We start from the raw sequence: 12785 nt of genomic DNA, 5'->3' as shown, positions 1-12785 counted from the left end.
CCTAATGCCCAATGTTCTCCCCCCTAGGGGGGGGCAGGGGGGGGTTCCCTAATGCCCAATGTTCTCCCCCCTAGGGGGGGGCAGGGGGGGGTTCCCTAATGCCCAATGTTCTCCCCCCTAGGGGGGGGCAGGGGGGGGTTCCCTAATGCCCAATGTTCTCCCCCCTAGGGGGGGCAGGGGGGGGTTCTCTAATGACCAATAACTAATAACTATTAGCTTTTAATTTCTGCAACCACCCAATCAAAAATTTCGATAACTTGCTTGAGGTCTGATTCATCTTGTAAAGTAAACAAAGCCAGACTAGGCGATCGCACCTCACCAGGTTCTGTAGGTAGCGACAGCCCAATCGAACTAAACTTATTCCTCAGTTCCAGCCACTTTTCCTCCCGATTAAACGGCCGCTGCGAACCGTAATTGTGAGCCGAAATCTCCATTTTTCCAGCAATATTAACCGTAAACAACTGATAGGGTTTTTTTGCTTTTAGATGTAAGTGAGCCGCAAAACCTCCATAGGTGTCCCCCGTACCCCACTGAATATCCATTTCCGGTGCTTGATTTTTCACCCAAACATAAATTTCTTTGGCCATTTGCGCCTCTTCTGCGCCCCGTCTAGCCTTCAGTTCTGCAAAAAATGACGATTCATCCCAGCGTCTTCTTTCCCGCGTTGCACTCGATTTTTTCTGCTGTGCTTCTGCTGTCTGACCGATGATTCTCGGAACCAAAGTTCTGAGACCATCTTCACTTACATATTGCTTAATTTCCAGGGCAAAAACTTCAACCGGGTCCATTTGTTCGTTGAGAAATTCCACCACCCGGCGCATTTCAGCAGAAATCTCCTCAGCTACAAAAACCAAACGGATTTTACCAGCTTGTAAATTAGTTTTCACCTTCTGCCAAAACCGATCTTCATTTGCATCCGCACCGAGAAATTCCTCAAAAATCTGTTCTGGATCGCGACCCCGATCGCGACAATTAGCTTCAAAAAAAGCAATGATTGAATCTATGGGCCAATAAACTACGGCATTAGCAGCATAGTCGATCGACTGACCTAAAACTTGTTGGCGGAGAGCAGCATTAGGAGTGCGCCTGACATCCACCAAAGTAGGCACTGCATTTTGGTCGATAAACAAATGATCCAGAGACCACTGCACGGCTGTTTCCTCATCACTCGGCACTGAAACTTCCCGCGAAATCAACAACCATTTCCGCGCTGTAGCCCGATCTATTTGGTCTCCAGCAATCAGATTAGGATAAGTTACAAGCAAGTCTTGTAACTGATCTTCTGAATCATAGGGCTGTTCCATCATTTCCAGCAGCCTGTCGTCATCCTGAATCAGATAAATACCTCCAGCCATGCACGCTCACCTAATTAATTTTACAATTGAGATTTTTGAACAAACAGTTAACAGTTAACTATCCACGGTTAACCGTCAACTGTTAACAGACTATTGACTAATCAAGCCCGTAAATACTCGCTGTGCCGGCCCAGTCATATAAATCCGTCCTGAGACTTCTGACCATTCGATTTGCAACACGCCACCTGGGAGTTCAACAGAAGTGGTTCGATCGCACTTACCAGTCAATACCCCAGCCACCACAGCAGCACAAGCACCAGTTCCACAAGCTAGAGTAACACCTGCGCCTCTTTCCCACACCCGCATTTTTACATAATCGGAATGTATCACTTGAATAAATTCCGTATTTGTGCGCTGTGGGAATGCTGAGTGGTGTTCAAATTGAGGGCCCACAGTTTCCAAACTAACAGCCGAAACATCCTCCACAAAAGTAATGCAATGAGGATTACCCATGCTGACACAAGTAACAGACCAAGATCGATCGGCCACCGCGATCGGCACATCTATCACTTTGGCATCTGGTGCCACCAAAGTTGTCGGAATTTCCGACGCCAGCAAGCGAGGAACTCCCATATCCACCTTAACCTGACCGTCCGATCGCAATTCCGGGCTAATCACACCCGCCAGAGTGTGGATGCGGTACTGCGTCTTAGATTCACTCCCCCCTTGACTAAGACCAGATTGAGATTCACCCCCCCCCTGACTAAGACCAGATTGAGATTCACTCCCCCCTTTACTAAGACGAGATTGAGATTCACTCCCCCCCTGACTAACAAGAGATTGAGATTCACTCCCCCCCTTACTAAGGGGGGGTTGGGGGGGGTAAATTTCCACTCCTTCCAAATCGGCGATAAACTTAGCCAAACAGCGAATCCCATTACCACACATTTCTGGTTCCGAACCGTCGGAGTTAAAAATCCGCATCGTATAATCAGTGCCATTTTGCCCAGGAAGAGCAAAGATGACACCATCTGCACCGATCCCGAAATGTCGATCGCACAATACCACAGCTTGTTCTGGTGTCACCACAGGTTCTGAGGACTGGCGGTTGTCAATCAGAATAAAATCATTGCCCAGTCCATGATACTTCGCAAACTCGATCGGCATAAAACCCCTTTTGGTTAAAACTGATTACTTGATAGACTTCTAAAGTCATTAGTCATTGGTCCTTTGACTAATAACTAATGACTAATGACTAATGACCAAGTTACCCATTTCCTAGTATGTCTGAATTTGAGACCGGATTGCCCAGCGTTCGCCTAATACAAAACTACATCAAAGACAAACAACAGATAGAACTAAAACTCGTGACCAACGACCTGCTAGTGGGTAAAATATTTTGGCAAGACAATAACTGTATTTGCGTCCTTGATGACTCAGAAAAACAAATTCTAGTTTCCCGACAAGCCATTGCTTATATCAAGTCCAGCGATTAGGGCATGGGGCATGGGGCATAATTTCTGCCAACTGCCCACTGCCCACTGCCCACTGACTAATCACTAAACAGCTTTTCGCTAACTTGAGCGGTGACAAAAGGCAGTTTGACCACAGGTGGCTGAATCAGAGGTGCAGCAGTTCGCTGCATCAAGCCGATTTCGTAGAAGCCTCCGCACAACAACAAACGATCGCCCTCTTGCAAATCCGTACTGCCATCGGGCCAGCGACTAAATTTCCCTTCCCGTCGGATGGCGCGTACCTCCACCCCATACTGAGTCAGCAACTCCACCTCAGAGAGTTTTTTGCCCACCCAAGGACTGTTTGCTGGCAATCTCAGCCACTGACAAGAACTATCCCCCTGGGGCACAGCAGCTTCGCCCTTCGCCAGCAACTCAAAACTCACAAGTTCTTCCGGTTCTCCGACTACCAAAAGGCGATCGCCAGACTCCAAAGCAGTCTTACCATTAGGATAGTCAATTTCTTCGCCATCTTGACGGACGATCGCCATGACACTGACCCCTGTCAACTGCCGCAAATTAGTTTCCTCCAGAGTCATGCTAGCGATGGGAGAACCTTCCGGGAGATTGTACCAACCACTGTTCATATCTCGAACCGCCACTTGCAAATCCCGCGAAATAGCAGCATTTCCTCGTGAAGCTCGGAATTCCAGATAGCGACTGCTGCGAATTTGCTGGACTTCCCGGCTAATAGCAATGCCTGACAAACCAATACCAGACAGCAGATGGGACGAAAGCTCCAAACTAGCCTCAAACTCCGGCTGCACAACTTCCCAAGCCCCCAGTTGGTAAAGCAATTCAATATCTTTATCTTTGTTGGCTCGCACCACAATATCTAAATCAGGGACTAATTCTAAAGCTCGTTTGAGACACAAACGAGTGCTCATCGGATCGGGAAGCGTCACCGCCATTGCTTTTGCCCGTTCCACCCCCGCAGCTTCCAATACGTGCAAGCTAGCAGCATTACCATAAATATAAGGAATTCCCTGGAGTCTACACTCTTGAATTCTGCTTTCCGACTCATCAATTACCACCACCGAACAGTTGCGACTTTGCAGCATTTTGACTAAATTTCTACCAACTCGCCCGTAGCCACAAATCACAATATGATTTTGTTCCGGCAAAGTTTCAGCTATTTCCACAGGTTGAGATGTGGCATCAAAATAGCGCTGCAAAGGCCCGAAGTTTTCCGCCCACTTCAACAACTGTGGCACGCTTCTCAATACGAACGGTGTCAGCACCAAGGTAACGGCTGTGGTTCCCAAAATTAATAGGTAAACATTTCGTGAAACCAGTCCCAAGGCTTGACCAGAACTGGCGAGAACAAAGGAGAATTCTCCAATTTGAGCTAAACCCAAACCTGCGATTAATGCTGTTTTTAGTGGATAGCCAAACAGTCGGACGATCGGCGTTACAATCAAGAATTTGCCGACAAATACTAAAAATACCAGTCCCAGGATTAACTCTAGATGGTTCCAGAGAAAAAACGGGTCAATTAACATTCCGATGGTCACAAAAAATAGGGATGCAAAAATATCTCGCAAAGGCTCGACATAAGTTAGAGTTTGGTCAGCATATTCCACCTCAGAAATCATTAAACCCGCCACAAAAGCTCCCATTTCAATGGAAAAGCCCAAATATTCAGTCAGCAGCGCAATCCCCAAAGCCAAAACCACAACTCCCAGCAAAAACAGTTCCCGACTCTCTGTTTTAGCCAGGTAGCGCAGCAAGCGAGGAATCACCCAAATGCCCGCAACCACAGCGCCCGCAGCAAATAAACTAATTCGCAGCAAAGCCAGCGCCACAGTGATGCCAATGGTTTCTATAGGCTGGTTGAGCGCGGGCAAAACTGCTAGCATTAGCCCCAAGGCTAAATCTTGAACTACCAATATTCCCAGCATTACTTGACCGTGGGAAGTACCAGCTTCATTCCGTTCCATCAAGCACTTCAGTACCACTGCTGTGGAGGAGAGGGACAGAATGGCCCCTAAAAACACACCTTGGGCTGGTGATTCTACCCAGCCTACAGCCAAGGAAGTGAAAGTAGTAATGGCGATGGTGAGGACAATTTGTAAAGTCCCACCGCCGAGACTAATTGCTTTAACTTTCTGTAGTTCGGCGAAGGAAAATTCAACTCCCAGCGCAAACAACAAAAAAGCAACGCCGAATTCAGCCAAAGTCTCTACCTGAATTAATTCTTTAATCAGCCCTAAACCAGCAGGCCCCACTACCATCCCTCCGAGGAGATAGCCCAGAATTACCGGCTGTCGCAAAAGCGATGCGAACAATCCTCCTGCTGCGGCAGCAGCGAGAACTAGAACTAAGTCAACGATCAGTCGGAAGTCTTCTTGCACAACTTATCTGAAAAAAGTGTAAAGTTATATTATAGTTTGGTAATTGGGAATTGGTAATTAGTAATTGGGAATTGGGAATTGGGAATTGGGAATTGGGAATTGGGAATTGGGAATTGGGAATTGGGAATTAGTCCTCGTGCGAAAATTCAGAAATCGGATTTTTGATTAATATCGTGTTGAATACCCTTGATTTTTCGGTAGGGGCGGGTTTTACAAATAATATTTGAGAGGAACCAACAATCTGTATAAACCCGCCCCCACCCCACCAATAAACCCGATTAACTTGATTGGCGACCCCAAAAATGCAGATTTGCGACTTTGGCCAGGGCGGGTTTATGATGTTGTTTGTTTCCCCCATAGATGGTTGGTAAAACCCGCCCCTACGGCTTTCTTGTCTCACACCGATAGTGTCTGGAAACATTTGATTAATATCGTGTTGAATACCCTTGATTCTTCGGTAGGGGCGGGTTTTACAAATAATATTTGAGAGGAACCAACAATCTGTATAAACCCGCCCCCACCCAACTTTGTGTAATATTATCTAGACCAACATTTAAGGATATCAGTCATGATAGCGACTGCGAATCAAGCCAAGTCCGGGTCAAGTGCGGAAATAGTTGCGGGTGCTATTTTGGGCTGTAGGCTGGTGAAAAAAAACATGAAGATGGCGCTTGTGAGTGGGGGGATTTTTGCTGGTTTTTTGAGTTTGGCCCTGCCGGTGCAAGCTTTGCAGGTAGTTGTCACCCCACAAAATCCCCAACTGGGAGATACGCTGTCAGTAATGATTCAGGTAGATGATAGCCCTGGGGAAACTCCAATGGTTTCTCTACAGCAGAAAAACTACCCAGCGTTTCCGATGGGGAACAACCGCTTTCGAGCTCTGCTACCTACTACTCCCCTGGAGAAAGCTGGTGCGCGCCAAATCAAAGTCACTGGTGACGGAAAGGTGCAAAACTTGAACGTACAAGTGCGCGATCGCAATTTTCCGACTCAATCTATCACGCTACCACCAGGGAAAGACAGTGAAGGTACTGATGCCGAATTCGATCGCGTAGATGCGTTTAAAGCACTGGTGACACCCCAAAAGTTTTGGAATGGTCCCCTGTTGCGACCTAATTCTGGCGAAATTACTACTATTTACGGGGTGCGCCGATACTATAATGGGGTGTTTGCCGAAGACTACTACCATCGAGGGGTTGATTATGCAGGTGCTTATGGTTCTCCTGTCATCGCACCGGCTGCTGGTCGGGTTTCTCTGGTGGGACGCGAATCTCAAGGGTTCAAAATCCATGGCAATGTAGTTGGTATTGACCACGGTCAAGGGTTGGCCAGTATTTTGATGCACCTGAGTCGCATTGATGTCCAGGAAGGCGATTTCGTGAAGCCTGGTCAAGTAATTGGCGCTTTGGGTTCCACGGGGGCTTCCACAGGTCCTCACCTGCACTGGGGACTGTATGTAAACGGGCAGTCGATCGATCCGGTACCTTGGCGACTTCAGGGAATTGAGTAATAATTTTTCCAGACTTTGATGAATTTACCAGTCATTATGGGGTAAGTTTGTGGCTGGGGCGTGCCGATCGCACTTGTAAGTTAAGTTATAAGTGTTAAGTTAGAATTTTTAGAAAAATTCTCAACGACCGGCTCCAAATTCCAATCTCCAGACGCAGTAATCGCGTCTTCACAAAACTTTATTGATGATGCCGTTGAGCGGGAAGCATATATGAGTATTGAAAAAATTGTTGAACAAGCTTTGCAGGATGGCTATTTAACGCCGTCTATGGAAGCTGAAGTAGGACGAATTTGCAATACGGCTTCCGAATTGTCGATCGAAGAGTATATGGCTCTCGATCGTTTGATGGGAGCTTTATTAACTGGGGAAGTTGTGGTTCTTCCTCGCAAACAGTTCATCAATGTGATGGAAGAGTTGGTGCTTAGTGATGCGATCGCCAGGGTTGCTGAAATTGAGGCCAGTAGCGACCAGACTCTTGATGTGGGAGATATTGCGGCTTATGCTTTAAATAGATTGCCGCCTCTTTATGCTACGACTGAAGAAGGAGCTCACTTTCAAAGGGCTAGGGCTAAAGAGCAACTTCATGAATTGATTTCCAAAGAAGTCAACGCAGCGATCGCCCGTAACTTGGACAGACCAGAACCTGTCAACCCGACAGCTTTGGCTAAGCAGTCTTCTGGAAATGAAGTTATCTCCAGCTTAAGCAATTTGTTGCAGGCGAATGCTACTAATTTTGAGCAACAACCTTAGCTAAATTAGTTCTAATATCAAAATATCCGACCTCTTGAAAAAGTCGGATATCTAAATTCTAGCCTGTCTGTCTCAAAAAGGCTATTTCTATTGCAAAAATCGTTAATTTGTGCTTTCAGTTGAGTCTAGGGATGGGTTAGGACTGGTTTGATTGGCTAGATCGCGTTTTTCCCGTTTTTTCCGTTCTGCTTGGATTACATCTTCGAGCACGATTCGTGCTTGAGCCATTTTTTCCAAGTTGCTGCGGTACAAGTCCAAATCTTTGCTAACTTTGTCTTCGGGTAAATGCAACCCCCCACAGACTTTTTTGAGTGTATCGTTGAGGGTTGCTTGGTCTTTGACCAAGTTGGGGTCAGCTTTTTCTAACATGGAGAATAAGCCGATCGCGAATAAGCGACTGTACTTAAATTGAGGGTTATTGGCGATCGCCTCTAAAGACCCTTGCAAATCTCCTGTATCCTCAAAACTGGTCGAGCGAGCTAGCCACGAAAGCAACTCACTACCCGAAAGTCTTTGGGCTAAGCTTTCAAGTCTGTGAGCATCCTGCTTATAGCGATCGGGATCGTCCTCTACAGCTTTGCACAAACCGTTAAAAATTGAGTCCTGGTCTTGTTCTGGGACGTATCCCAACATGAATCGATTAAATGCTGTCACCACACCCAAAGCATAGATTGAGTCGTAGTGAAAATCGGCATTTGCCGAAAGCAAGTGCATTTCTACCATCAACTCTTCTACCACTCGACGGTAAATAGAATTGATCGGCCGAGTGTGAATCGTATAGAAACTTCGCTTAGTATCTGAAACAGTACGGTTCTTGTTCACCTGAGTCTTAATAATAATTTTGCCGTAGCCAGCGTGCTCAGCGGCATGAGTAAAGTCGGGAATTGGAACTGCGTGCGATCGGGCTGACAAAAAGTGCCATTTTTTTGACATCGGTATCGCCACTACCGAAGCCAAAACCTGACCGGATAAATCAACTACAGGCGCTGACTTACATATTTTCCTAATTTTCTTAGGGGCTTTTGTACAATTATATCTTAGCTGGAATCGTTAACAAACTTAATATTCTGATTAGTTGAAATTTGCTTTGGGATTGCACAATCAAGTCTTAATGTCAAGCTAAAAGGTCTAATATTACGATGGCGATCGCCATCAAGGAATGCGATCCCCAACCGCGAGATTCACCTGCGCGACCAAATCCTCAATCCCCAATCTCAAATCTAGAATCCATGACACTCTCTCCAGAATTAATCGCTTTAGCCACATACATGGCTGGCGATTTTGACAATCGGGAACAAGCACTTGCCGAGCCGGTATGGTACGTGCATCTTCGTTTTTGGCAAAGACCAGTACCCGTTGCTCTATTTTCAGAACCCAGCATTGCCCTGTTTGCAGAACAAGCCAACATTCTGGAATTAGACAAACCATACCGTCCCCGCATCGTGCAACTGAGGCAATCACAGACAGCGCCAGGACTGCTAGAAGCTCAGTATTATATGTTCAAGGATATTGAAGCCATCAAAGGAGCTGGTCGCAACCCAGACTTACTAGGAAAAGTAAATCGGGAGGAAATCCAACTCCTTCCAGGCTGTACCCTTTCAGTTGCGGTGCAAAATTTAGGCCCCAACCGTTATCGGTTTCGGGCATCTTTGCCCGTGGGTACTCCATGCTGCTTTGCCTACGGAGGGCAAAATTACCAAGTAGACTTGGGATTTGAAGCCGCCGCCACAGAATTTCTCAGCTATGACAAGGGAATAGACCCCAAAACAGGCAAGGCTATTTGGGGAGCTCTAATGGGCCCTTTTAGATTTGTCAAGCGTCAGGATTTCGCTTCTGAGATATTGGTCTGAAGGAAGAAGTCACCCCCCACCCCCCTAGTGCCCCACCCAAGGGGGGAGGGGGGTGGGGGGATGGGTGGAAATTCAAGAACAAGGAAGAAAGATTTAGTTATCTAGGACAGAAGGCAAAAATTTACCTTCAGCCTGTTCTTCCCTTGCTGTGTTCCTGGGAGTATGGGACTCTCAATCTTCAGATTTGCTTACATCGCAACCGATGCAATATGTCCTCAACTAGCGCGAGGCACCCCCTCCAAAGCTTCTTCTTCAGTCTCAAAAATTTCAAACACAGAATCCATCATGGTGACTTCAAACACCAGTTTGGCTTCTGGATGAACATTGCAAATCCGAAAACTCCCCTTGACTTTATCCGCATCCCTCATACCAGCTACAAGTGAGGTCAGGCCAGAACTATCAATAAAGTTAACCTGACCAAGATTCACTACAACATGGCGGCTGAGTTTGGAAATACACTCTTGCAACTTGAGGCGGAATTGCCAAGCTGTTGTGATGTCCAGCCGTCCTGTCGGTGCTAAGACGATAACTGTTGTACCGTCTTGAAGCGTGTGGGTTTTTTGATCAATATGAATCACTGACCCTTCCCTCAAAATTATTATCTATCGCGGTGGTTACTTTCCCAGTAGTTTAACTCAGGTCGGTAACTACAGAGGCATCTAATTTGCCCAATCTTGTGGTTTTAAGAATTTGGAGTACAGTTCGGCTTCTGGAGAGTTGGCTTCTGGCTCAAAACAGTATTCCCAGCGTACCAAAGGCGGTAGGGACATCAGAATCGATTCAGTGCGTCCATTTGTCTGCAAACCAAAGGTCGTGCCGCGATCGTACACTAAGTTAAATTCGACATAGCGACCGCGACGGTAAAGTTGGAAATTGCGCTCGCGCTCGCCGTAGGGTGTCGAGCGACGTTTTTCAATAATTGGGACATAGGCCGGCAAAAATGCCCTACCGCAGTCCTGGACAAAGGCAAACACCGACTCCCAACTCCGATCTTCCGGCTTGCCGATTTCGTTGCTATAGGCCGCAGCCTTCCCTTTGACATTCTGGTCGCGGTAAAGGGGGCCTTTACCATTTTGGTAGTCAAAAAAGATGCCACCGACACCGCGAGTTTCTTGGCGGTGGGGGAGATAGAAATATTCATCACACCAGAGCTTAAATGCCGGATAATAGGCGGGATGGTGTTTGTCACAAGCTGCTTTCAGAGTGTTGTGAAAATGAGTAGCATCCTCAGCAAACGGGTAATAAGGAGTCAAATCGATACCACCGCCAAACCACCAAATCGGGCCCGCCTCAAAATAGCGGTAATTCAGGTGAACCGTAGGCAAATAGGGATTACGGGGGTGCAGCACTATCGAAGTGCCAGTGGCATAGAAATCGTGACCAGCCGCCTCTGGGTGCTTGGCCAAAATCAAAGCAGGCAAACTTTCGCCCCACACTTGGGAAAAATTTACTCCGCCTTGTTCAAACACATCGCCTTCGCGCATGACACGAGAACGTCCACCGCCACCTTCGGAACGCTCCCAAGCATCTTGTTTAAATTTCCCGCTGCCGTCGAGTTTTTCTAGACCTTGACAAATTTCATCTTGTATGGTCTTCATAAATTCACTGACTCTAGCTCTGGAGTCAGTGGGTGGCAAAAACGGGGAAGTCGCTGTTTTAAGAGTTGTAGAAACTGTCATCCGATTTTAGATTTAAGAATTTAAGAATTGAAGAATCGCGACCACGGCTCAATTCGGCGATTGTGACCAAATTGCTTTGAGTCGTAGCAATTCTTGCCGATCGGATGTGAGTTTCAGATTGACCGTGAGTCTCAAATCCTGTCGGCACTGTAATTATGCCACCGTTGGTCGGTAAAAGATCTCTATGAAGTTAGATTAAAAAATGGCAATAAAAATATACTGAAAGATCGACCGCAAATTACAGACCCAATTGCAGAGCTATGGTGGAGAACATAATGCCCAATACACTTGATGTTAGTTCAGTTTTAGAAATCCTGCGACCAGTCCAAGACCCCGAACTACAAAAGAGTTTGGTGGAATTGAACATGATCCGCAACATCCAAATCGACGGCGGAGTCGTCAGCTTCACCTTGGTGCTAACAACGCCAGCTTGTCCGCTGCGAGAATTTATTGTCGATGATTGCAAAAGAGCGGTCAAACAATTGCCCGGTGTCGAAACAGTAGCTGTGGAGGTGACAGCAGAAACACCGAAGCAGAAGGGAATGGTCGATCGCCAAGGCATAGAAGGCGTTAAAAATATTATCGCAATTTCCAGCGGCAAAGGTGGCGTCGGCAAAAGTACCGTAGCCGTAAACGTCGCAGTAGCCCTGGCTCAAACCGGTGCTAAAGTCGGTTTGCTAGATGCCGATATCTATGGGCCCAACGACCCGACCATGTTGGGACTCGGTGATGCAAAAGTCATGGTTCAAGAGGGAAAAAGTGGCGAAACCCTTCAACCGGCCTTCAATTATGGCGTCAAATTGGTGTCGATGGCATTTTTAATTGAGAAAGACCAGCCTGTAATTTGGCGAGGCCCGATGTTGAACGGGATCATCCGGCAGTTTCTCTACCAGGTAAATTGGGGCGATTTGGACTATCTGATTGTGGATATGCCTCCGGGTACTGGAGACGCGCAGTTGACAATGGCGCAAGCGGTGCCGATGGCCGGTGTGGTGATTGTGACTACACCCCAGACTGTCTCGTTGTTGGATTCCCGCAAAGGGTTAAAGATGTTCCAGCAGTTGGGAGTGTCGGTGTTGGGAATTGTGGAAAATATGAGCTATTTCGTGCCGCCGGATATGCCGGATAAGCAATATGATATTTTCGGTTCTGGTGGCGGGGAAAGGACGGCGGAGGAGTTGGGAGTGCCGCTGTTAGGGCGGATTCCGCTGGAAATTCCGTTGCGGGAAGGTGGCGATTCCGGTGTACCAATTGTGGTGGGACAACCGGGTTCTGCTTCGGCGAGGGAGTTGCGGGCGATCGCGGGTAGGATTGCTGGTAAAGTTTCCGTAGCAGCCTTAGCTTAAATCAGGAGACGGCAATACCTATTGGTGTCAACTTAACGTTCATTCCACAGTCCGACAGGGGTTGAAACCCCTGTCTCAAAGCGAAAGTCCTCTCAAGAGGACTGAAGAACTCATTAGTCCTCTTAAGAGGACTTTCGCTATTAGACAGGGAATTCATTCCCTGGCGGACTCGCGGGCCCACAGACGGGCTTGGCGAGCTGACAGCTTAAGTTGACACCAATGGGCACTGCCGTCTCCAAACTCGATCGCCAAAAAACGGTAAGCTATAAACAGCAAACTTAACATTCAAAAAAATATGATTTTTCCAGGTTCAGCAGTTCGAGTTAAAGATACCACCGAGATTTACTACGGCTTTCAAGGACTTGTGCAGCGAGTTACCGACGGGAAAGTCGCGGTACTATTTGAAGGCGGCAATTGGGACAAACTGATTTCATTTCGGCTGTCGCAATTAGAACTTGTGGATGCTACCGCAGGTAGAACCAAATAG

Annotated in this window: 13 protein-coding genes; 6 read left to right on the top strand and 7 right to left on the bottom strand. The window is 47.1% G+C overall.

What is annotated here, in order from left to right:
• Window positions 1-212: 212 nt before the first annotated feature.
• Entirely contained in the window at window positions 213-1355 is a 1143-nt protein-coding gene (locus ACBR23_RS06350) for a hypothetical protein (protein WP_371115428.1), read from the bottom strand.
• Between the two features lie 90 nt (window positions 1356-1445).
• Complete coding sequence (dapF, locus tag ACBR23_RS06345) at window positions 1446-2462, bottom strand: diaminopimelate epimerase (protein ID WP_371118815.1); 1017 nt, start codon at window positions 2460-2462, stop codon at window positions 1446-1448.
• Window positions 2463-2578: 116 nt separating this feature from the next.
• On the opposite strand from dapF, the gene ACBR23_RS06340 reads away from it, so the two are divergent.
• A complete protein-coding gene (locus ACBR23_RS06340; protein ID WP_371118814.1) occupies window positions 2579-2791 on the top strand; it encodes an RNA-binding protein hfq in 213 nt (70 codons plus the stop codon).
• Between the two features lie 56 nt (window positions 2792-2847).
• On the opposite strand, the gene ACBR23_RS06335 is transcribed toward ACBR23_RS06340, so the two are convergent.
• Window positions 2848-5163, bottom strand: a complete 2316-nt coding sequence (locus ACBR23_RS06335) for a cation:proton antiporter (protein ID WP_371118813.1) — start codon at window positions 5161-5163, stop codon at window positions 2848-2850.
• A 658-nt stretch (window positions 5164-5821) separates the two neighbouring features.
• Between ACBR23_RS06335 and ACBR23_RS06330 the strand changes: the two genes are divergently transcribed.
• Both ACBR23_RS06330 and ACBR23_RS06325 read left to right on the top strand, forming a co-directional pair.
• The gene (locus tag ACBR23_RS06330) at window positions 5822-6673 is read left to right on the top strand and encodes a M23 family metallopeptidase (protein WP_371115492.1); all 852 of its coding nucleotides are present in this window, start codon (window positions 5822-5824) and stop codon (window positions 6671-6673) included.
• 210 nt (window positions 6674-6883) lie between these two features.
• Window positions 6884-7423: a late competence development ComFB family protein gene (locus ACBR23_RS06325; RefSeq protein ID WP_340541683.1), complete on the top strand. Its 540-nt coding sequence runs from the start codon at window positions 6884-6886 to the stop codon at window positions 7421-7423.
• Between the two features lie 102 nt (window positions 7424-7525).
• Here the strand turns inward: ACBR23_RS06325 and psb29 are convergent, their stop codons facing one another.
• A complete protein-coding gene (psb29, locus tag ACBR23_RS06320) occupies window positions 7526-8245 on the bottom strand; it encodes a photosystem II biogenesis protein Psp29 (protein ID WP_371115493.1) in 720 nt (239 codons plus the stop codon).
• A gap of 407 nt (window positions 8246-8652) precedes the next feature.
• On the opposite strand from psb29, the gene ACBR23_RS06315 reads away from it, so the two are divergent.
• Window positions 8653-9273 (top strand): chromophore lyase CpcT/CpeT, encoded by a 621-nt coding sequence (locus ACBR23_RS06315; RefSeq protein ID WP_341738091.1) that lies wholly within the window; start codon window positions 8653-8655, stop codon window positions 9271-9273.
• A gap of 215 nt (window positions 9274-9488) precedes the next feature.
• On the opposite strand, the gene ACBR23_RS06310 is transcribed toward ACBR23_RS06315, so the two are convergent.
• Together ACBR23_RS06310 and hemF are read right to left on the bottom strand one after the other, a co-directional pair.
• Entirely contained in the window at window positions 9489-9851 is a 363-nt protein-coding gene (locus ACBR23_RS06310; protein ID WP_006631392.1) for an STAS domain-containing protein, read from the bottom strand.
• An 81-nt stretch (window positions 9852-9932) separates the two neighbouring features.
• Window positions 9933-10952, bottom strand: coding sequence for an oxygen-dependent coproporphyrinogen oxidase (gene hemF / locus ACBR23_RS06305; protein WP_371118812.1), 1020 nt, complete (start codon window positions 10950-10952; stop codon window positions 9933-9935).
• Between the two features lie 275 nt (window positions 10953-11227).
• Here hemF and ACBR23_RS06300 point away from each other — a divergent pair, with 275 nt between their 5' ends.
• A complete protein-coding gene (locus tag ACBR23_RS06300; RefSeq protein WP_371118811.1) occupies window positions 11228-12298 on the top strand; it encodes an Mrp/NBP35 family ATP-binding protein in 1071 nt (356 codons plus the stop codon).
• Between the two features lie 153 nt (window positions 12299-12451).
• Here the strand turns inward: ACBR23_RS06300 and ACBR23_RS06295 are convergent, their stop codons facing one another.
• Entirely contained in the window at window positions 12452-12583 is a 132-nt protein-coding gene (locus ACBR23_RS06295) for a hypothetical protein (RefSeq protein WP_371118810.1), read from the bottom strand.
• Window positions 12584-12593: 10 nt separating this feature from the next.
• Here ACBR23_RS06295 and ACBR23_RS06290 point away from each other — a divergent pair, with 10 nt between their 5' ends.
• Window positions 12594-12785, top strand: a complete 192-nt coding sequence (locus ACBR23_RS06290) for an NAD(P)H dehydrogenase subunit NdhS (RefSeq protein ID WP_293271046.1) — start codon at window positions 12594-12596, stop codon at window positions 12783-12785.

The organism is Microcoleus sp. (assembly GCF_041354475.1).
GTDB lineage: Bacteria > Cyanobacteriota > Cyanobacteriia > Cyanobacteriales > Microcoleaceae > Microcoleus.
The sequence above is the reverse complement of the archived record's forward strand: the minus strand, read 5'-3'. Positions and strand labels throughout refer to the sequence as shown.